Annotated in this window: 16 protein-coding genes and 2 pseudogenes; 6 read left to right on the top strand and 12 right to left on the bottom strand. The window is 61.4% G+C overall.

Annotated features, from left to right (window positions below; translation table 11 throughout):
- Positions 1–9: 9 nt before the first annotated feature.
- The 4 genes from BTHE68_RS37350 to BTHE68_RS21485 all read right to left on the bottom strand — a co-directional run bounded on the left by BTHE68_RS37350 (position 10) and on the right by BTHE68_RS21485 (position 4,535).
- The gene (locus BTHE68_RS37350; RefSeq protein WP_502710603.1) at positions 10–354 is read right to left on the bottom strand and encodes a LysR family transcriptional regulator; all 345 of its coding nucleotides are present in this window, start codon (positions 352–354) and stop codon (positions 10–12) included.
- Between the two features lie 256 nt (positions 355–610).
- Positions 611–1,378 carry an SDR family NAD(P)-dependent oxidoreductase gene (locus tag BTHE68_RS21495; RefSeq protein ID WP_162068353.1) on the bottom strand — a complete coding sequence of 256 codons (768 nt, stop codon included), beginning with the start codon at positions 1,376–1,378 and terminating at the stop codon, positions 611–613.
- 185 nt (positions 1,379–1,563) lie between these two features.
- On the bottom strand, positions 1,564–2,478 hold the full coding sequence (locus BTHE68_RS21490) for a LysR family transcriptional regulator (RefSeq protein ID WP_162068352.1): 915 nt from the start codon (positions 2,476–2,478) through the stop codon (positions 1,564–1,566).
- A 503-nt stretch (positions 2,479–2,981) separates the two neighbouring features.
- Positions 2,982–4,535, bottom strand: coding sequence for a methyl-accepting chemotaxis protein (locus tag BTHE68_RS21485; protein ID WP_162068351.1), 1,554 nt, complete (start codon positions 4,533–4,535; stop codon positions 2,982–2,984).
- Positions 4,536–5,909: 1,374 nt separating this feature from the next.
- Here BTHE68_RS21485 and BTHE68_RS36930 point away from each other — a divergent pair.
- Positions 5,910–6,128, top strand: a pseudogene (locus BTHE68_RS36930) (hypothetical protein); the annotation flags it as partial.
- A 355-nt stretch (positions 6,129–6,483) separates the two neighbouring features.
- Here the strand turns inward: BTHE68_RS36930 and BTHE68_RS21480 are convergent.
- From BTHE68_RS21480 to BTHE68_RS21460, 5 genes and pseudogenes are all read right to left on the bottom strand, one after another.
- Positions 6,484–7,669, bottom strand: a pseudogene (locus tag BTHE68_RS21480) (epoxide hydrolase family protein).
- Positions 7,670–8,041: 372 nt separating this feature from the next.
- Positions 8,042–8,581, bottom strand: a complete 540-nt coding sequence (locus BTHE68_RS21475) for a YbaK/EbsC family protein (RefSeq protein ID WP_162068350.1) — start codon at positions 8,579–8,581, stop codon at positions 8,042–8,044.
- A gap of 88 nt (positions 8,582–8,669) precedes the next feature.
- The gene (gene hutH, locus BTHE68_RS21470) at positions 8,670–10,202 is read right to left on the bottom strand and encodes a histidine ammonia-lyase (protein WP_162068349.1); all 1,533 of its coding nucleotides are present in this window, start codon (positions 10,200–10,202) and stop codon (positions 8,670–8,672) included.
- A 153-nt stretch (positions 10,203–10,355) separates the two neighbouring features.
- Positions 10,356–11,306 (bottom strand): LysR family transcriptional regulator, encoded by a 951-nt coding sequence (locus BTHE68_RS21465; RefSeq protein ID WP_162068348.1) that lies wholly within the window; start codon positions 11,304–11,306, stop codon positions 10,356–10,358.
- A gap of 140 nt (positions 11,307–11,446) precedes the next feature.
- On the bottom strand, positions 11,447–12,394 hold the full coding sequence (locus BTHE68_RS21460; RefSeq protein ID WP_162068347.1) for a LysR family transcriptional regulator: 948 nt from the start codon (positions 12,392–12,394) through the stop codon (positions 11,447–11,449).
- A gap of 103 nt (positions 12,395–12,497) precedes the next feature.
- Here BTHE68_RS21460 and BTHE68_RS21455 point away from each other — a divergent pair, with 103 nt between their 5' ends.
- The 5 genes from BTHE68_RS21455 (at position 12,498) to BTHE68_RS21435 (ending at position 16,537) form a co-directional block, all read left to right on the top strand.
- Positions 12,498–13,232 carry an SDR family NAD(P)-dependent oxidoreductase gene (locus BTHE68_RS21455; RefSeq protein WP_162068346.1) on the top strand — a complete coding sequence of 245 codons (735 nt, stop codon included), beginning with the start codon at positions 12,498–12,500 and terminating at the stop codon, positions 13,230–13,232.
- Positions 13,233–13,432: 200 nt separating this feature from the next.
- Entirely contained in the window at positions 13,433–14,053 is a 621-nt protein-coding gene (locus BTHE68_RS21450; RefSeq protein WP_162068345.1) for an NADPH-dependent F420 reductase, read from the top strand.
- Between the two features lie 86 nt (positions 14,054–14,139).
- Entirely contained in the window at positions 14,140–14,592 is a 453-nt protein-coding gene (locus tag BTHE68_RS21445; RefSeq protein WP_162068344.1) for a nuclear transport factor 2 family protein, read from the top strand.
- 478 nt (positions 14,593–15,070) lie between these two features.
- Entirely contained in the window at positions 15,071–15,817 is a 747-nt protein-coding gene (locus BTHE68_RS21440) for an SDR family NAD(P)-dependent oxidoreductase (RefSeq protein ID WP_162068343.1), read from the top strand.
- A 72-nt stretch (positions 15,818–15,889) separates the two neighbouring features.
- Entirely contained in the window at positions 15,890–16,537 is a 648-nt protein-coding gene (locus BTHE68_RS21435; protein WP_162068342.1) for a glutathione S-transferase family protein, read from the top strand.
- 41 nt (positions 16,538–16,578) lie between these two features.
- Here the strand turns inward: BTHE68_RS21435 and BTHE68_RS21430 are convergent, their stop codons facing one another.
- The 3 genes from BTHE68_RS21430 to BTHE68_RS21420 all read right to left on the bottom strand — a co-directional run bounded on the left by BTHE68_RS21430 (position 16,579) and on the right by BTHE68_RS21420 (position 21,268).
- On the bottom strand, positions 16,579–19,419 hold the full coding sequence (locus BTHE68_RS21430) for an ATP-binding protein (RefSeq protein ID WP_162068341.1): 2,841 nt from the start codon (positions 19,417–19,419) through the stop codon (positions 16,579–16,581).
- Positions 19,420–19,615: 196 nt separating this feature from the next.
- A complete protein-coding gene (locus tag BTHE68_RS21425; RefSeq protein WP_162068340.1) occupies positions 19,616–20,362 on the bottom strand; it encodes an SDR family NAD(P)-dependent oxidoreductase in 747 nt (248 codons plus the stop codon).
- Positions 20,363–20,407: 45 nt separating this feature from the next.
- The gene (locus tag BTHE68_RS21420; RefSeq protein ID WP_162068339.1) at positions 20,408–21,268 is read right to left on the bottom strand and encodes an alpha/beta fold hydrolase; all 861 of its coding nucleotides are present in this window, start codon (positions 21,266–21,268) and stop codon (positions 20,408–20,410) included.
- Between the last annotated feature and the right edge of the window lie 127 nt (positions 21,269–21,395).

Here is a 21,395-nt window from a genome sequence, read left to right as displayed (position 1 = left end):
ATATTGCGATTATAAGCACTCTGCCGCTTGCCTACGTCGGCATCGACCGGGTCGGTCCTTGCAGGATTTGCTTTTTCCGCGCCGCTGCTTGAGCCGGCGCCTGGATTGCAGAAGTTTTCTTGCGAGCGATGCTCGAGTGCTCGAGTGCTCGAGTGCTTGAGTGCTTAGTTCGATGGCACGCGGTCGGCGTATCACCAGCAGACCGAGCGCATCTTCCAGATGGTGCAAATGTTGAGAGACGGCCGCCTGCGTCAGATCGAGCCGTTCCGCCGCGCGCGTGAAGTTGCCGAGTTCGGCCAGCGCAGCGAACGTGCGCAGCCATTGCGGGTTGAGCATGATGAGTTGTAGCTGCACCTGGCCATTCGTCGGTCAGGACTTCGTGTAACGCCCGATCACCGCAGCGGCGAGGGTCTCTGATCGACCTTGGGCGGTCAACCACTGGCACCGAAGCAAAAGCGGTCGCACATGCGACGCGCAGCCGCTCCTGATGCTGTCCCGATCGGTTCCGTCAACTGTGTGCGAGTCCCTCGACTGGCACCGCTCGGTAGGTTGCACCCCTAAACCGATCACGGCGCCGCCGCAGTGTCAGCGAAATGCTTGGCGGCCCGGGTCAGGCAATCCATCCGCCGTCGACCGTCAGGCTCTCCCCGGTCGTATAGCCCGCTTCAGGGCTGGCTAGATAAGCTACGGCCGCCGCGATTTCTTCCGGTTTTCCGAAACGGCCAACGCTTGCGAGCTTCGTCATCGTTGCGTGGTCTTCCGTGCCGGGTTGCGGAGCGAGTTCTGTATCGATCGGGCCGGGTTGCACGGCATTCACGGTCACGCCGAATTTCCCGAGTTCACGCGATAACCCGCGCGTAAAGCCTCTGAGGGCGAATTTCGAGGCGATGTAGAGCGTCACGCCAGGCAAGGGCGCGGCTTCGCCGAAAGCCGAGCCCACGTTGATGATGCGCCCCCAGCCTGCCGCGACCATGCGCGCAGCCGCGTCTTTTGCCAGTTCGATCGGCGCGCGCACATTCAGGTTGAAGTGCGTGTCGTACGACGTGTCCGACGAATCGAGGAACGGCCCATATTCGACTGTGCCAGCGTTGTTGACGAGAATATCGAGCCGCCCTTCGAAGCGGCCGCCGAACGCGCCATTCAGCGACCCAATGAGGCTCTTGACGCCTTCTGGCTGCGACAGATTGGCGCCGATAGCCTCAGCCTCGCCGCCGGCATCGCGGATTTCCTTGACGACGGCTTCAGCCCGCGCCGCACTCGACGCGTAGTGAACGATGACGGATGCGCCGTCGCGCGCAAGACGCGCCGCAATAGCTGCGCCGATTCCACGCGAAGCGCCCGTCACGAGCGCGAGTTTGCCTTTCAGAGCTTGGGTCATGCTTTTCCTCAACAGTAGGTTTTGAAGCGGTCCTCCGGCTTGAACAGCCGGAAGGGACTGCTGCATCGGAGCCAATGTTTCGTGCATTGGTTGATGCGTATCCTCCGCTGAGGCGGAATCGCCCGGTAGCCGCGGGCGGGGAATAGCGCCTATTCCTGCTGCGAGGGGGCAAAGGTGCGCAGCGTCTATCCGGTGAGGCCTGCGCCAGAGTTGCGCTCATCGAGAAGGTGCTCGACAAACGCGATGAAGGCACGCGCCTTCGTGGTTGCCATGCGACCGGACGGGAAAACCGCCCACAGGTCGATCGGCGGCAACGTCCAGTCAGTCAGGACGGCCTGAACCGTGCCGTTTGCGAGTTCGGGGGCGAACATCCATTCCGAAGCGACGGCAAAGCCCATGTGCCCGAGTACCGCCGTGCGCATGCCTTCAGCCGCGTTCACGCTTATCCGGCCGGACAAGGTCACGGTCGAGTCGGAGCCGTCACTGCGGCTGAACAACCACGATTCACCGCCGCCTCGCAGCGAGTAAACGACTGCCTGATGGCGGTTAAGGTCGACAGGTGTCTGAGGGACGCCGGCTTCGGCGAAATATGACGGTGTGCCGACGACGAACCGCCGCGCGCTGGAGATGCGACGCGCGGTCATGGTCGAATCGTCCAGCGTGCCCATACGCAATGCGACATCGACGCCCTCTCCAAGCAAATCGACGGACCGATCGTCAAGTACGATGTCGATGCTCAGATTGGGGTGCTGATCCAGGAAAGACTTGAGGGCTGGCAAGACATGCAGCCGGGCGAACGTAACGGCAGCGCCGATGCGCAACCGTCCCGACAAGCCTTCCGACGACGCGCGCACAGCCTGCTCGGCCTGATCGGCCTCATCGATGGCCCTCAGTGCGTGATCGTAGAAACGCTGACCGGCATCCGTCGGCGCGAGGCCACGTGTCGATCGCAGCAGCAGACGGGCGCCTAGACGTTCCTCCAGTTGTGCGACCGCCTTTGAGACGGCTGGCTGGCCGAGCTTCAGGCGGCGTGCGGCGGCAGAAAACGAACCCGCATCGACAACTGTTACGAAGGTCTCCATCGCCACCATGCGGTCCATGCGCCTTCTCCTAGCAGATCGTCAGCGAAAATGCGCAGTGTAGCGAAACGACGACCTCCCCAGACAAAGCACGCGTTAGGTGGGACGCGCCGACCTCACCTAGGCGATCAGATGCTGGGGGCCGCTTTCTTTCAAGACTCCGATGACTGCCTTCGAGTAGAGTGCGGCCCCTTGGCAGCTTGCTCTCAAACGCGGCTGGGCGTCGCTGATTGGCCGAAGGCGATGATTGCCGTTGAATGCATTGAGGGATAGTGAGACGACACATGAATCGTGCGCGTCGTCTCAGGCGTCGCAAACCTTCCCTCTACGCAGGCGCTCTTCGAAAGCGTACGTCTGAGGGTCACGCGCGGGCGCCTTTCGAGTCAACGCGCAGAACCCGTTCGGTCGTCTGTATGCGACAGCGAGAGCACGACTATTGCAACTTAGTCTGCGCCGCAGCGTCACCGGCCGCGACGCATTAGTAAGGGACTTCGCGGTCGGCGACGCCTGACTCGGACCGCGGCTCACTCGACTTGAAACACCGCGACCGCCTGACGCAACGCTTCGGCCTGCTCGGCGAGCGATTGCGCGGCGGCGGACGCCTGTTCGACGAGCGCCGCGTTCTGCTGCGTGACCTCGTCCATCTGCGCGACGGCCACATTTACCTGATCGATGCCCATACGCTGCTCGCCGGATGCCGCCGCCACTTCGCTCATGATGCCCGTCACGCGACTCACGGACGCGATCAGACCTTCGATCGTGCCGCCCGCATGCTCGACGAGCACCGAGCCGTTCGACACGCGCGCGTTCGAATCGTCGATGAGCGTCTTGATCTCCTTGGCGGCCACGGCGCTGCGCTGCGCGAGCGCGCGCACTTCGCCGGCGACGACCGCGAAGCCGCGTCCCTGATCGCCCGCGCGCGCGGCCTCGACCGCCGCATTGAGCGCGAGGATATTGGTCTGGAACGCGATGCCTTCGATCACGCCGATGATGTCGGCCATGTGCGAGGAAGCCTGCGCGATGCTGCGCATGGTCGCGACGACGTCGTTGACGGTGTCGCCGCCCTGAGTCGCGTCGCCGCATGCCTTGGTTGCGGCGTGCGTGCCTTCGGCGGCGTTGTCGGCGTTCTTCGCGACGGCGCTCGCGAATTCCTCCATGCTCGCGGCGGTTTCTTCGAGCGATGCCGCCTGCGACTCCGTGCGCTTCGAGAGATCGACGGTGCCTTGCGCGATCTCGCTGGCCGCCTCGGCGATCGCCACGCTCGACGACTGAATGCGGAGCACGATCGTGTTCAGACGCGCGCGCATCGTTTCGAGCGAGACCATCAGGCTGTCGGGGCTGCGGCCATCGACGGCGATCGCATCGCGCAGATTGCCTTGCGCGATGCGTGCGGCGAGCGCCATCGCTTCGCCCGGTTCGCCGCCGAGCGCGCGCGTGACACCGCGCGTGATGACGAGCGCGGCCACGATGCCGGTGAGCACGGCCGCCGCGCCGAGCGCGAGCATGATCGCCTTGGCGCGCGCGTAGGCGGCGTCGGCATCGCGGTTGGCGATATCGTTCTGTTCGTCCTGCAGCGCGATCATGTCTTTCGTGGTGCTCATCCACTCGCGCTGCACCGGCCGCAACTCGTCGATCAGCACGCGAATCGCCGCCTGCTGCTCGCGCGCTTCGGCAAGCGAGATCGCCTTTTCGATGATCGGCGCGGCGGCGGCCTCGTTCGCGCGCAGCTTGTCGAACACCGCGCGCTCGGTTGCTGAGGTGTGCTCGCTTTCCTTGAAGCGCGCGCCGAGCGCGCCGTACGCCTGCGCATAGCCTTGCGCCTGCGCGCGGATGCGCGCTTTCTCCGTCTCGACCGCGACCGAATCGGTCAGGAGCACGATGTTGCGCAGCGCGATCATCCGGTCGCTCACCGACAGGCTCAGCGCGTGCGCGAGCTTCGCTTCCGCATTGTTGACTTCGACGACTTCATCGAAGCGCGCCTGGATTTGCGACATGCTGACGAGGCCGAAGGCGAGCACCGCGAACAACATCGAGAGCACGATGCCGAAGCCCAGGCCCAGTTTGGTGACGACCTTCATGGTTGTGATTCTCCGTAGACAGACGCAGAAAGGGTTTCCCCCGATGGGAAATCCATTACTTTCATGCTGTTTACGGACTGCCTTCGGTTTACTTTACAGTGCTTTCGCAGCTTTTTGACATGCCATAGCTTTAGCCAGTGCAGCCGTCGCTCGCACTTTCTCATTCGGCCATTTCCGACACTCAGGCATCGGTGCTCGTGAGGTTGCGTTGGGACTTCGCCCGACGAAAACTTTTCGTTCGTCAGATCACCTGCCAAGGCGTCTCAAGTCTTGCGCTTACACTGCCGTTATGCCGACATCGCTTCGGCCTCTTCAGCTTACGGATACCACCGCCGCGCGTGACGTAGAAAATCGAGAAAATAATAGAATGCGCTACACAATATGCGATACATGCGGAGCCGAAGTGAGCGCTATGGTCTCTGTATGCAAACGCTGCGAGACCGCTCTACCGCCGAACGCCCCTACTGCGGAAGCATCGGGAGAAATTACGACGTCCTCGCCTCGAAGCTTCAGCCGGCAGATCATGCTCGCGTCAAGCATCGCTATCATTGGCGCGGTCGTTGTTGGCGGGGTTCTTGCAACCGCACCGCGGGACGAAAGTCGAATGCAGCGCAGAGCGGACGCGACTTCGGCAAGTGGCCGTGTGCTTCCGGCTGAGCAGACCGAACGCCTATCTTCGACGAGTGCATTAAAGTGAAGTCGGACCGCGATAACGCAGGCCTACGCCCAGCGTTGTAGGGGATCAGTCAGAGCGAGCAGACGTTCCCGCGGTATAGGCTGTGGATTCATCTTTCGCCGCGCCATCAAGCCGCCCTCGCAACTCGACGTTGGCGTATCGGCGCCGACACTTTTCGTTCGCGTTCGCAATCCTTGATGCAACGTTCCATAGCAGATTGCCGGGCGAACTCGCAGATCACGTATGCGCGTCATCCAATACGCTGAGCCGATTGGCAATTGATGTGCTGTTGACGCTTTTACCGCGGCTACCACCTTTTTCAAATGCGCCAGATCGCCATCCGCGTCGCGTGGATGCCGATGTCGTCAGGAGATCCTGCTTTGCCATGGTCAACTTCCGCGGCTTCGGGGAAATCCGCCGCACAGGTCACGACGCGTCATTGATCGCCGCTCGAGTCAGCGGGCGCCCTCACCTTGCAGACCAGTCGCTCGCCAACGAGGCGCGCGCCACAATACCGCGTCTCCTGACTTGTTATCATTTTTTTTGGTTCGGTTGGACGCAGACCTCTTCGTTCCTTGTTGCTGAATGCCCTCTCGCCACCTACGCTCACAACCTTCTCGATCGCTGGCTCGCAAGCCTTTCAGCAAAGAGATGTCCTCATCCGGCAAGTCCTAATCGCGCAGGGCTGGGCCCCCCTTTTGAAATCAACTGATAGCGGACCTTCGCAAGCTGCGCCCATTGTTAAAACTCGGTCGTTGAAGTTTCTCGTCAATGCCGTGGGCGCGGAGAATATCGCGTTAGGACTTGAGTCTAGCTTGACGCGGGTAGCCGAACTGATGCGCGGCTAGAGATTCACGCCCGAGACGGCCTTTCACATGGAAACTACGTTAGGGCTACCTTCCGGCTTTATCGACCAACATTAACCCGTCTGAAAGACGCGTGGAGTTGCTATATGGACTACCTCACGAGAAATCGCTCGGCGCTTGCTGCGCTGGCGCTCCTAATGACTGGATATCCCGTTGCCGGCGGCTCGCATGGATCACACTTGAGCCCAACCGAGTGCTGTAACCTGGCCTTGATCAAAAGCAATGCGCCTCCTACGAAGTCGCAACACCGAAGCGAGCTTTCGACCCTGAGGAAAGCGTGGTACAACCCGGCACCATGGCACGACGACCCAAACCAGCGCCACGCCGCTCTTGTATCGATTGCTATCCGATGATCGGAAAATCAAGTCTCGACTCGTCTCAATCAAATCGCTCTCCTCCTTATTAATCAATTCGCGCTTCCCGCTCCGTATCCACCGGCGTGACGAAGCGGACGAAAGAAAGCCCGAATCTCCTCCACTAGCAGTTCCGGTTGCTCCAGTGCCGCGAAATGCCCGCCACGTGGCATCGAACTCCATCGCTGTACTTCGAAGGCCCGTTCGACCCAGGAACGAGGAGGCATCGGCAGCTCTCGGGGAAATACCGTCACGCCCAACGGCGTCGCCACTCGTCCCGACGGGCCGAAAGCCAGCGGGCGGAGGCGGTTTTCCCTGTAAATCCGAAAAGACGCGTCGAGCGTGTGGCCGAACCAGTAGATTGAAATATCGGTCAGTAGCTGATCCATCGTGAAGACGCTTTCGATGTCACCATTGCAATCGCTCCAGGTCCGGAACTTCTCTGCGATCCAGGCGGCAAGGCCAACAGGAGAATCGGTCATCGCGTATGACAGGGTTTGGGGCTTGGTGCTTTGGACCGACGCATACGCACCTTCTGCACTCGACCAAGTTATGACGGCGTCGAGATAGGCGCGTTCCTCTTCGGTCATCGCATGCACGCTGTCGCTCATGCTCGGCCGAAAGCTCGCAGGGATGTAGTTGACATGGGCGCCGATCATCTGTGCGGGGAAACGGTGCGCAAGCCACATCGAAACTCCGGCGCCAATGTCTCCTCCCTGAGCCCCGAAGCGGTCATAGCCGAGCTCAGTCATGAGTTTCGAGCCACATTCCGGCGACGCCATGGGAGCCGCTTCCGGAAGTCTGCAAGGCTGCAGAAAAGCCGAAGCCGGGTAATGAAGGAACGACGACATGAAACGCGTCAGCCGAATCGCCGCCATATGATGCGGGGTCTGTCAGAAGCGGGAGAACGCGCTCCATCTCGACAAACGAGCCCGGCCAACCGTGAGTCAGCACGAGCGGCATCGGCTCTGGACCTTTGCCTTTTTGATGAACGAAGTGAATTTCGCATCCGTCGATGGTCGCCTGAAAATTCGGCAACTCATTGAGCCGCGCTTCCTGCGCACGCCAGTCGAACTGACTTTGCCAATAGTCCGTCAATCGCCGAACGAATGCCAAGCTCGCGCCATCATCCCACTGTTGCGCGTCGAGACACGCGGGAAAGCGGGTGTTCCGCAGGCGTAGCATGAGATCGTCGATCTGGCTTTCGTGCACATTTATGTTCAGAGACCGTGCGTACATTCTCGTGCTCCATTCGACGGGAAAGACGACCAGCCGACCGGCACTCGTCGAGTGCGGCCGTTGGCTTGTTATTTCGATTCGACTGCGCGACGAATCACTGCAGGAGCCGACACAAACGATCATCCGCCCAATGCGGGCGGGCGCTGAGTTAGCCGCCCTCCACCTGATAGGTTCTCGCAAAACCCGTAGCGGATATCAAACGAGCATCACATACGATTCTCTTCGTCCGCACAAGTCATTCCTGCGTTTGCTGAACATCAAAGTTCGACAGGATGCCCATAAGTGATGACCCTTGCCCCCGAGCCGACCTTGAAGGCGCGCAGCCGAACCGGAGAAAATCGCAGCGAACCCCGCTCACCATCGTCATCCATCTTACGAATTCGGCTTGGCCAGTGAGACCACGCTAACGCCTGAGAGACTCAACAACGCTGAAGGTGGCAAGAGAAGCTTCGCCTCTCGTATTCCAGCGCCCATGACGATCATCTTCCGCTCCAGTACAGCCGTGTCCACCAGTATTCGCCAGCCGACAGGCAGACCAAACGCCGTGATACCACCGTATTCCATTCCAGAAGCGCTGACAGCGTCGTCGGGGGAAGCGAACGATATGCGGCTTGCCTCGAGCGCTCTCCGGGCCGCGCCATTGACGTCGATTCGTTTGTCCGCGAGCGCGACTATCGCCGCCAGGTGTTCGGCACCATTCTTCTTGAATCGCACGATGATGGTGTTGGCATTGTCTTCGACCGGAATATCGTAACGAGCCATGCATGCATCGGTATCCGATGCATCGTCGGGCACGTTGAACACAACGACGTCCAGATCAGCAAGCGAATTGCCGACCCGTTCGGGTAACCGAGCGAAGCGTTCGCTCTCCGGAACGAGTTTTAGTTTGGAAAGATAGTCGGGGGTTAGCATGAACCTTTCCCAATCCCATAGACAGCATGCACCGCCTCGATCGCAGTGACACAAATCGCACAAGCGACGCCCCATCTCTTGGACACGTTCATGTTTCGAAACGTGGTACGAGATCCAATCCAGCGAGCTTCACGAGTTCGCCGCTGCTCACAAGCGACTGTGCATGGTCCAGCGCGCTAGAGAACTCCCAGTCCGTGGCCATCGAGGGCACGCGCTCGCGCACGGCGGAACGCAGCAATTCGAGCGTCGCGCACGAGCGCAACGCACCGTGACAATCCATCGCTTCCGTTGCGGCGAGAAGCTCGATTGCGACGATCGAATTCGCGTTGCGCGCCATATCCAGAAGACGGCGCGCACCGTGCGTAGCCATCGATACATGATCTTCCTGATTGCCCACCGTCGGAACGCTCTCGACCGACGCGGGATGCGAACGTTGACGGTTTTCCGCTACGAGCGCAGCCGCCGTGATCTGCAGGCTCATGAAACCAGACGTCAGTCCGCTGGTGCCCGTCAGAAATGGCGGCAAACCACTCATCGATCCATCGAGCAGGAATGCGATACGCCGCTCGGCCATGCCGCCGGTCTCGGCCGCGACGTTTGCAAGCGCATCGGCGACGAACGCGACGGGTTCCGCATGAAAGTTGCCGCCAGAGATGACGTCACCGTTATCGACGAGGATCAGCGGGTTGTCCGACGCGCTGCGCGCCTCGGTCTCAAGCATCGCACAGGCGAAGCGAAACACTTCATGGCATGCGCCCATCACCTGAGGAATGCAGCGCAAGCTGTAGGGATCCTGCAAGCGTCCCTTAGTGCGTTGCAACTCGCGGAACTCACTTTCCTTAAGCAAATTGCGCAAAGCGGCGGCGACCTCGACCTGCCCGCGATGCGGCTTGAGCGCGTGAATGCGCGGATCGAGAGGCGCGGTCGATCCAAGCGCGCCTTCGAAGGTCAGCGCTGCAACGGCCAGTGACGATTGCACAACCCGCCAGATTTCGAACATTCCAGCGAGGCACAAGGCCGTGGATACTTGCGTGCCATTCAGCATCGCGAGTCCTTCCTTCGGACCGAATCGGACAGGATTCAGTCCAGCGCGCGACAATGCGTCCGCGCCGCTCAGCAGCACGCCATTGAATGTCGCGCGGCCCCGGCCGATCATCACCGCCGAGAGATGGGCCAGCGGCGCAAGATCTCCGGATGCACCGACCGAACCCTGCCCCGGTATCATCGGCAACACACCTCGCACCAGCATCTGTTCGAGCAACCCGACGACTTCACCGCGCACACCGGATGCGCCCAACGACAGCGCCGTCAGCTTGAGCGCGATAACGAGGCGCACGACAGCCTCCGGCAGTGGATCGCCCACGCCGACCGTATGCGAAAGAACGAGATTCTCCTGCAACGTATGCAGGTCGGCTGCATCAATCCGTCGATTCGACAGATTGCCGAAGCCGGTATTCACCCCATACACGGGGTCGCCCTTCGCAATCATTTCGTCAACCATCGCCGCCGAGCGCATGACGTTGATGCGGGCCGCATCACCCAGTAACGCGGTTGCGCCTTGAGCGTAAACGGCGTACCAGTCCGCAAGCTTGTTCGCGCCTGGCACGATATCGATATTCATTCGACCTCCTGTTCTTTAGCGGCGGGAATCACTTCAACGTCGGTGAGCCTGTGTGCGCAACATAGTGATGTCGCGCCTGCTTCATGACGAAGGCAACGCCCTTTCAGCGAAATCTTTGAGATGGTGAATGTTTCTGCATTACCGTGCCAATTATTATTTCGTCGCCTTTGATAACGAACGCTTATTAACGACGCGCGTTTGACGTAGTCCTGACGCAACGTTTCGCTCTCTCATCGCTCGAATAAAATGTTCGACGGCGACCTCGCCATGGTCACGCCGATAAACCAGATACGTTTGAAGCGTCGACAATGATGCGTCACTGATCGGCACGACGTTCACGCCGGGCGTCGCGACGCCCGCGTAAGCGCCAGGCACGAGCGCTACGCCGTCGCCAAGCGCTACTCGCGCGAGCAGATTAGTGAAAGAAATCTCATGACCCACGATGCGAGCCGGCCGGCCGCGCCGCCTGATGATGGCAGTGAGACTGTCGTACACCTCAGGATGACGGTCGCGCGGCACGGTGTAGAAGGGTTCACCGGCAAGATCGCCGATCGACAGCATCGGCTCTTTCGCGAGCGGATGATCGCTTGGCAATGCAACTCCCATCTCGATGCGCGATTGGAGTTTTACGTTGTGGAGTTGATCGTCGCGCTTGGGTAGTGTGGTGACGAGAACGTCGACGAGCGACGCATCGAGCAACTCATACAAACGATCCGCACGCTCGACGGTCGGGGATATTCGAATCAGCGGATGAGCGTGGCGAAAGGCCCTGATATCCGCAGGCACGGTGCTATGAATGATCGCAGATGAAAGTCCAATCAGCAGGTGGCCGTCCAAACCATCGCCCATCGCGCGCGCATCGGCATGCATGCGATCCGCTAGCGCGAGCATTTGCGATGCCTGCCGAAGTAGTGTCGTTCCCGCTTCGGTGAGCGATACGGCGCGCTTACTGCGCCGAAGTAACTGGACGCCTAGTTGCTCTTCGAGCCGGGCAATGTGTTGCGTCACACCGGGCTGCGTCGAGTGAAGTGCCTCGGCGGCACGGCCAAAATGCAACAGATCGCCCGCTACCACGAACGTCTTCAATAGCTTCAAGTCGAGCATCCTGCCTCCCTTTCCTTTGCTCCCGCCTGGTCGCTCTGGACCCGGTCCAAGACCGAATTCCGGTGCTCAAGCGAATTTGCTTCCGATGCCGGTCATCGACACTCATTCGGCTGCCGCGCGCAGATACAGAAAGAGCACGTTCAAGCCTTCTTGCCTTTGCGTGATACGGAGCGCCGGCTTGCATCCTTTGGCAAGCGCTGACGATTGCCAAGGAGCGCGACCAGTTGCGTCTCGCATGCGGAAAACGAGTACCCGCGCCGCTGCGAGATCATGAACGTAAGTGGACGCATGTGCCAGGCGCGCCGTTGCAGTTCAACGAGCATTCCGTGCACGAGGTCGTCCGCGACCAGATGATGCGGCATGTGCCCCCAGCACAAGCCCGCCCTCAGCAGATCGTGCTTCGCGCCGAGGTCGTTCACCAGCCACTGGCGTCCGCTTGCGACCCCCTGCTGTGTCTTCTCTGCGTCGGGTTGATTGTCGGTTACGACAAGCTGGATGTGCCGGCCAAAATCCTCTCGCGAAATCGGTCCCGCGATCGCGGCCAGCGGATGCGATGGCGCACAGACGGTCACCATCCGCGCTTCGCATAGATGCAGCCTCTCGATCGCACTGGGGTCGAGTTCGGGCACATCCGCGATCGTCACAGCCAATCCACAGGTGCCATCGAGAATCAAGCGCTCGCCGCCCTGCATCGTCGTCATGCGCAGATTGATCGCAACCGTCGGAAAGTCCGCCTGCAGGATGCGCAGGCATTCGATCAGGTGCACACGCGGAAAATAGGTATCCACTGCAATCGAGACTTGCGGGACACCCGCTTCAGCGATCGAAGCTGCGCGCATCTTCATTTCCTCGGTGCGTGAAATCACACCGCGAGCATCAGGCAGGAGGCTGCGGCCCGCTGCCGTAAGTGTTGCCTTGCGAGTATTGCGCTCGAACAGCGCTACATCGAAGGCACTCTCGAGCGCGGCGATCGCGTGACTGATCGCCGACTGTGCACGCCTCAGCTCGCGCGCCGCCCCGGAAAAGCTTCCTGCGTCACAGACAGCAACGAAAGCCCGAAGTTGATTGATGGTCACGTTATCGAGCATACGTATCAAAAAAGTAGATGGTATCCATAGATATTTAGTCAATTGGCCTCATGACGCAAGCGGTCCAGAATCGTGACTGTCACTTTTTCGAAGGATGCATGTCATGAACAGACTGGATGGAAAGACCGCTGTAATCACCGGTGGCGCTACTGGCATCGGCCGCGCCGCAGCGAAGCGCTTTATCGAAGAAGGGGCCTTCGTATTCATCTTCGGCCGCAGGCAGGAAGCGCTCGACGCCGCTCTGGCCGACCTCGGGCCCAACGCCCGCGCGGTGAAGGGTTCGGTCTCCGATCAGGCCGACCTCGACCGACTCTACGCGGCGGTGAAGGCCGAGCGGCGAACCCTCGACATCGTATTCGCCAATGCCGGGGCAGGAAGCTCACTTCCGCTCGGCAAGATCACCGCCGAGCACATCGACGAAACCTTCGACACCAATGTGAAGGGAACGATCTTTACGGTCCAGAAAGCGTTACCGCTGATGAGCGAGGGCGGCTCGATCATCCTGACCGGATCGAGCGCCGGCACCACAGGCGCCCCGGCGATGAGCGCATACAGCGCGAGCAAGGCGGCGGTCCGCAACCTCGCGCGGACCTGGGCGGAGGATTTGAAAGGCACCGGCATCCGGGTGAACGTGCTGTCGCCGGGAGCAACGGCGACCGAACTGGCCAAGGAAGCGCTAGGCCAGGAAGGCCAGAAGCTCTTCGCCTCGATGACTCCGCTCCGGCGCATGGCCGATCCGGCGGAGATCGGGGCGGTGGCCGCCTTTCTCGCGTCGCCGGACAGCAGCTTCATGACGGCCAGCGAAGTCGCCGTTGACGGAGGTCTCGCGCAACTCTGACGCGCCATGTCCGCGGCGCTCTACGCGTTTATCCGGAGCGGCGCATTGGCGGTGAACCTGCGGGGAGATCGTTTGAGGGATAGGCCCCGTTCGTCCCTGGAACTCGTAGATGTTCTCATTGCGCGACGCTGATGGGCCACCCAGGGGTTGACCTTGTTTACCAGCCATCAACAACACTGAAACTTATGAGGAAACTTGCCATGAGCATTATCAGCATCATCGGGTCAGGAAGCATGGCCGCGGCGATCGCCGGCCGTGCCGACAGGGCGGGACACAACGTCGAAGTGGTCAGTCGCGACGCCGCCAATGCGCGGGCGCTGGCCGACAAGCTCACAGACAAAGTGACCACCGGGACGTATGGTGCCCCGCCAGCGGGCGACATCGTCATTCTAGCCGTGCCGTATTCCGGTGTGGCGGCGGTGGTCGCCGACTTTGGAAAGACACTGGATGGCAAGGTGATAGTCGATATCACCAACCCCGTTGCTCCCGATCTCTCGGGCCTCGTCACGCCTCACGGCAGTTCCGGCGCGCAGGAGACCGCCAGCAGCCTCCCCTCCGGCGCGCATGTCGTGAAGGCGTTCAACACCATCTTTGGCCACGTCCTTGCTCGGGGCGGCCGCCTCGACGCGTTCATCGCTGCAGACGATGCGCAGGCGAAGGCGCGCGTTTCGACCTTCGTCGAGAGTCTCGGACTTCGTCCGTTCGATGTCGGCGGTCTGCAAATGGCTCATGCGCTTGAGGCGCTCGGCCTGATGATGATCGGCTTGGCCAAGAATGGCGCCGGCACCTGGGACTTGGCCATGAACGTGAAAATCGGCTGAATCACCGACACCGCGGCTTCACTGGCGGTTCCGCAATGCATGAACAGATCGACACCTTCTGAGGTAACGGAATTGGAGAGACCGAGATGAGCATCGAAGAGAATGTCCAGACTGTGAAGGATTTTTTAGCTGCATTGGGCCGCGGCGTTGAGCAAGGTCTGCTGGAGTTGTCCGCCGAAGATATTGAGTGGATCATTCCGGGCAAAGACTGGCCGCTGGCCGGCACACACCGCGGGCACGCGGGCTTGAAGGACTTGGTTCAGAAGGCGTCCGAAGAGGTGGAGACATCTTTTGCCGGGCCCCTCGAATTCATAGCGGCGGGAGACCGGGTTCTGGTCGTCGGCGTCGCTCGGGGGAAAATCAAAGCCACGAATAGAATATTCGAGGATCATTTTGTCTTCGCCATTACAGTTCGAAATCGCCAACTGACGAACATCCGGGAGTATGTCGATACACAAGCACTGGCGCTGGCCTCCGAGATGGATGCGAGCCATCGACTCCGCTTCATCGAAGCCAACGAGAAACAGAACCCTTCGTAATCGACGAGTTTATCGAACAAGAATCTGCGGATACGCTGTTGAAATGAACGGCCGGTCGCTGGAGCGTAACCGACGCCTGAATGCCCGAACGACAAAGCGAGCGAATGTCCGCCCAGATGCACGGGTTATCGACAGGTTCTCTTTTTTCTCCCCGGCTCGCGGCATTACGATTCGTACCCGGCAGCGCTGTCGTGCCGCCGCCTCCCGTGCTGACGCTACACGCGGCATGCGCACTAGCGCCATGCTTGCGAGGCATGATGGCAAGCTTAGAAAGTCTTTCTCGTCTATAGATCCAACCGCTAGTCTACGTTCAGGAGCCAGAGCAATCCGGCTGACCTGACGACATCGTGGTCATCCGACTTGTCTCATGCTCCGGCGAGGTGCGCGCTTGTCGACCGACGCATTCCACGCGTGGTCTCTGCGATCGAAGATCCGGCGACGCTACATCTGGCATGAATCCATTCTCCTGGAGCCGCAAATGAGCAAATCCGTAGTCCTTATCACTGGCGCCCTCACGGGCATCGGCCGCGCAACCGCTTTTGCGTTCGCTCGCTCGGGCGCACGCCTCGTCGTGTCGGGCCGCCGCGCCGCACAGGGTGAGGCGCTCGAGGCAGAACTGCGCGAAGTGGGCGCAGAAGCGTTCTTTGTACAGGCCGACGTACGCCGCGACGAAGACGTGCGTCGCCTTGTCGACGAAACCATCGCCCGCTTTGGCCGGCTCGACATCGCAGTCAACAATGCTGGCACGGAAGGGCGGCCGGGTCCGGTGGTCGAACAGACCGCCGAGAGCTATGCAGATACCTTCGACACCAACGTGCTCGGCACGTTGCTGAGTCTCAAGCACGAACTGCGCGTGATGACCGCGCAGAAAGCCGGGAGCATCATCAACATATCTTCGACTTATGGTCACGAAGGCGCCGCGTTCGCGTCGGTGTATGCGGGCAGCAAACACGCGGTGGAAGGCATTACGAAATCGGCGGCGCTCGAGGCCGCATCGGCGGGCGTTCGCGTCAATGCTGTCGCGCCCGGTCCCACCGACACAGGCATGCTGGACCGTTTCACGAGCACGCCGGAGAACAAGGCCGCGCTCGCAGCAACAGTGCCGCTCGCGCGAATCGGCAGGCCCGACGACATCGCCGCGGCCGTGCTCTACCTGGCAAACGAGAGTGCTGCGTTCGTCACGGGGCAGATTCTCACCGTCGACGGCGGCAAGACCGCAGGCTGACTCTCAACGTGGATTCGCCCGCCTGCTCAACCGGCGAAACACGATACAAGCGACGTTTCTGGATAACAGACAATGAACACCGATCTCACCTTCTTCGAATCCAAGGCCTCCCCCAACTCTCGCAGGGTGCGTATCTTTCTCGCCGAGAAAGGCATCGAATTTCCAACCAAAGCGGTGGACCTCGGCGCGAAGGAGCAATTTTCTGATACCTACGTCGCAATCAACCCTCGCCGGCAAGTCCCCACGCTCGTGCTGCGAGACGGCACCGCAATTGGCGAAGTCCCGGCAATCTGGCGCTACATCGAAGAGGCCTACCCCGAGACGCCCGCGCTGCTGGGCACGACGCCAACGACGAAGGCGCTCGTCGCGATGTGGGAACGACGTGCTGAGCTGGACGGATTCTCGGCAGTGATGGAGGGCGTCAGGAATGCCGTCGCCGGGTTGAAAGGCCGGGCGCTGTCGGGTCCGCATGGGTATGAGCAGATTCCCGAAATCGTCGAGCGCAGCAAGCTGCGCGTCGCGAACTTCCTCGCCGATTTCAATGACCGGCTCAAGACAGTGCCGTTCGTCGCGGGAGACGCATTCTCGGTGGCGGACATCACCACGCTGGTGACGATCGACTTCGCGGCTGGCGGCATGAAGCTCGGCATTCCCCCGGAGTTCGATGCGCTGCAGGCGTGGTATGACAAGGTGTCGGCGCGTTCATCGTCGAAGGCATGACGAATGGGCCGACGTAGCCGGCCATGACCGATGCCGTGCGCTCAGTGGCCGCGCGCGCGGCTTCGGTGGTTCGCCTTGATGTCCGCGTCCGCGGACTGCCGCGTCGCGGGAAAGATGGCATCCAGCGCCGCTTGCGCGTCGCCTTTCATGTGCCGAAGCCTGGCGAGACTCATCGCGCAACGCGACTGCCACGCGACGAAGCCGAGTTCCCCCGCCATCTGAAGGGCTTCGCTCAGAATCGATTCGGCCGCCGGTATCGCCTCGTCGCCCCGGCTCGCGACCAGTATCTCCGCCTTCGCTCTCCATAGCTCAGGCAGAGCGCACCTGTCGTCGGTGCGAACCGCGCGTGTCAGCGACGCGTCGATGACCTCGGCCGCCTCGGCAATCATGCCCCGCCTGCACAACGACTCGGCGAGCGCTGTGATGTAAGGCGAGAGCGACACGTAGAAGCGCTTCGAACCGATGCTTGTGATCGCCGGGGAGATGGTCCGGGCGAACGCAGCAGTGTCGCCCGCGCGCAGATCGAGCAGTCCTTGCCACATCCGCGCACGGGCGCGCCACGTCGAAATACTGTGACGCCGCGTTTCCACCGCGAGAGACGCGACGGCCTCCTCGAGCGCGGCATCGTCACCACACAAGACGGCCAGCGTGCAAACGGCTTCGCTCAGCGCATAACAGATCGAGACGGGATGGTCGAACTCTCGCGCATCGTCGAGCGATTGTCGTGCTGCCTGCCGCGCCTGATCCACGTTCCCCATGAACCACAGCGTGAGTGTGAGCGATGCGTGAGACAGCATCTTCTCGTCGTACAGGAAGCGCATCCGTTGCGCGCGCGTCAGCGGCGAAGGATCATTCGATGCGCGTTCCAGGTTCACGAGCGCGCCCTGAAGATCGCCGCCGAATAGATGCGACATGCCATTCAGACGATAGGCTGCGAGCTGATCGCATTTGCATGCCGACGTCGATGCGAGGTCACTGAACCGATGAGCAAGCGAGATGGCCCGCGCGTATTCGCCATTCAGGTAGTGGCACATCCAGCGCCCCCACATGCCCAGCAGTTGATAATCCAGGTTACCGACCCGCGCCGCGATTTCCACGACCGATTCGAAGGCATCACTGGTGCTGGCTGCGACGGTATGACAAAGCAGGCACATCCCTCGCGCCGCATGAAGCTTCATTTGCCGCTCATCGACCGGATGGCCTTCGACCGACAGCCATTCCAGCGCCACGTCCACTTTCTCGAGACACTCTTGAAGCAGCGCCAGATGCATCAGAAACGGAATGCCGGTGACCGTGAGTTCGACTGCCAGCGGCATGTCCCCTTCAGCATTGAAACACCACAGCATCGCGGCGCGAAAATCATCCAGATGCGGCACATAGCCATTTTTCCAGTCGACGTCCGCGCGCACCTCCGTCTGGCGCTCGGCGGCCCGAAAAATCTCGAGGAAGTAGCGTGCGTGCCGCCTCGACCATTCACGCATCGCACCGCTCTCGCGTAGCGCGTCCCGCGCGTACGCACGCGTCGATTCCAGCAACCGATACCGGACATAGCCGCTGCCAGGAACCACCGAAACAAGCGACTTGTCGACGAGCTGCATCAAGGCCGCCACAACTGCGTCCGGGGAAAGCGCCGCGCAACTCGCCATTTCCTGCGCGGATGCCAGCGTGAACGTCCCTGAAAAAAGGCTCAGCCGATTCAGCACCGATCGCTGATCATCGGACAAAAGGCCATAGCTCCAGTCGAGCGTGGCGCGCAGCGTTTTCTGCCTCGGGAGCGCCGTGCGCGCGCCGTGCGTGAGGATCTGGAAGCGCGTCCCGAGCCGGTCGGCCACACCTTGCAGACCGAACGCCGGCACGCAAGCCGCGGCGAGTTCCAGCGCGAGCGGAATGCCGTCGAGCTGTCGGCAAATCTGCGATTTCAGCCGCAACGCCGCCCGTGTGTCCACAGTGACGGCGCGCGAGCTCACGCGCTCGTCGAAGAGACGCACCGCGCTGTAATGGAGCGCGCCGTTGCAATCGTCGTCCGGCGGCACATCAAGTGACGGAACGCGATACAGCAGTTCCGCGTCGATGCGCAGCGGCTCGCGGCTCGTCGCCAGCACGGTCGCTCGCGGGGCGATGTGCAGCAGCCGCTCGGCGATCCTCGCGGCGCCGTCGATCAGATGCTCGCAATTGTCCAGAACGAGCAGCAGATGCCGCGAGATCAGGCTCGGTGCAAGCCGGTCGAGCATAGGGGTTCCGTCGCCTGGAGGAAAACCGAGCGCGACGGCGATGGTCGTCGGGATATGGTCCGTCGATGTGGTGGCCGCGAGTTCGGCCATGAACGCGCCATCGGCAAAGAGATGCGCCGCCTGACGCGCAGCTTCGAGCGCCAGCCGCGTCTTTCCCACACCGCCGGTACCCACGAGCGTGACCAGACGATGCGTTTGCAGGCCACTGCAAATCTCGCGCACGGCCGCGTCCTGGCCGATGAGAGGACCGATCGCGGCAGGTAGCCGCGACCCCGGAAAGAACAGAGCGTCCGCTCGTAACGCGGGCGGTTCATGCGGTTTCGTCGTTGGCGGGAGCGGTTCCGCCGTGAACTGGTATCCACGCCCCGTCACCGTACGTATCGCCGCCCGATCGTCTCCGAGCGCCCGGCGCAGCGCGGAAACCTGAGCTTCGACGGTATTGTTCTCGACGACGCGGTCGTGCCACACGCTCGCGATGATCTCGTCCTTACTCACAACGGAACCACGCGACTCCACGAGAACGAGGAGCAGGTCGAACGCTCGCTCGCCGATGTCGACTCTGATTCCGCGATGCAACACCTCTCGGCGGCGCGGCGCGACGATCGTTGCCCCGAAAGCGAAGTCATCGTGATGCGGCATGCACGCGTTCATGCGGGCCTCCTCGTGACGAGGTGCGGACAACCGGGATCGAGCGTGAATCCGGGGCGCTCTCTTCATTCACCGGTTCAGCGCGAATCCGATTGTACCGCCGGGCCCGCCATGCAACGATGGGGCGTGACTCCCTGCTGCCGTTGCATCAGCACGTTTCAGCAAATTTCAGCGCGTACCGGACCGCATCCCGCAACTGTCACAGTTTCGAGCCGCCGTCGACGCGCAGCGTATCGCCCGTCACCCAGCGGGCCAAATCGGATGCCAGGAAAACCGCGGCACCGGCGATGTCGTCAGGCTGAGCCACACGCTTGAGCGCCTGTATGCCGAGCGTGAAGTCGCGGCCCGCGCCGGTTTTCGCGAAGTTCGACATATCCGTCTCGACAACACCCGGCGCAATCGCGTTGACACGAATGCCGCGCTCGCCGAGCGTGGATGCGAAGTGCCGCACGAGCGTATCGATCGCGCCCTTGGTCGCCGCATAGGCGGACAGATTGTTGACGGCGCTGCGCGCCGCGAGCGACGACAGCAACACGACGCTGCTGCCTTCGCCGAACATCGGCAGCAATTGCTGCACGAGAAAATACGGCGCGCGCACGTTGACCGCGAAGAGGTTGTCGAAATCTTCGACGGTCGTCTCTTCGATGGCGGCCGCCTTGGAGATGCCCGCGTTCGCAATCAGAATATCCAGCCGGTCGCCGGCCAACGCGCGCACCCGTTTTGCAAGCTCGTGCGGGCCATCCGCGGCGCGCAGATCGGCCGCGACCTTGTCGGCGCTGCCGCCCGCTGCGAGAATCGCTTCGACGACTGAATCCGCGGCGTCTTCAGTGCTGCCGAAGTGAACGAGCACGCGCGCGCCGGCCTTGGCCAGTGCCAGAGCGATGGCCCGGCCGATGCCGCGCGAAGCGCCCGTGACGAGCGCGGTTTTTCCGGTCAGATTGGTCATGATCAAACTCCTGAGGATGATTGGCGAGGACGTCGGCGGTTGTGCTCAGGCGTTCGGGCGTTCCGAGAGAAACTGCGCGACGTGCGTGACGAAGCGCTCGGGATACTGATACAGCGAGCCATGGTTGGCATCGGGATAGATGATCAGTTGGGCATCGGGTATGTGTTGCTGCAGGATCCACGAGTTGATCGAGTAGATGATCACGTCGTTGTCGCCGTTCACCACGAGCGACGGCTGCGTGATGGCCACCAGATAGGCATACGGGTTTTCGCGCGCGGCGCCCCACTTGGCGAGCGCGGCGAGCTGAGCCGGCGCCACCTTGTCGTTCGCTTCGGGATCGCGGTTTTCCTTGCGCAGACGAAACCGTTCGAGGAAAGCGCGCCCCGCTGTCTGGCTCGCGGCAGACGGCGCGAAGTGCACGCGCAGCCAGAGATGGTCGGGCTCGTCATAACTCACGCCGAAGATCTCCTGTGCTTCCGGAGTCAGCGAAGCCATGCCTTCACCGCTGCGCGGACCGGTGCCGACGAGAATCAGCCTGCGCACCAGTTGAGGTCTCGTGAGCGCGAGCTGCTGCGCGATGAGACCGCCCATCGAGAAGCCGAGCACGTCGACCTGTTTCAATTCCAGTGCATCGATGAAAGCCGCCGCGTTCGCCGCCATTTCCTCGATCGATTCCGGCACCGTGCCCGAGCTGCTGGAGATGCCCGCGTTGTTGAACAGGATCACTTCGCGGCCTTGGGCGAGACCGTCTGTGACGGCCGGATCCCAGTGATCCATCGTGCCAGTGAAGTGGATGTTCATGACGAGCGGCACCCCTTGCGGATTGCCGAACCGGCGGTATGCGAAACGGATGCCGTTCGCTTCGACGTACTGCGTGGGTGCTGTCTGATGGGTATGGCGGGTCATGGCTGTCATCCTTTGAGTTCGGGAAAAAGTCAGGTGACTCATATCTGGAACGTATGGGGCATCCGCTGATGCGTTGCCTGCTGATGCTCAATAGGCGCATCGCGCACGCTTGAAAAAGACTTTTGAG

Origin of the sequence: Burkholderia sp. THE68 (genome assembly GCF_009938265.1) — a bacterium.
Classification (GTDB): domain Bacteria; phylum Pseudomonadota; class Gammaproteobacteria; order Burkholderiales; family Burkholderiaceae; genus Caballeronia.
This window is presented reverse-complemented; position numbering and strand designations above follow the sequence as displayed.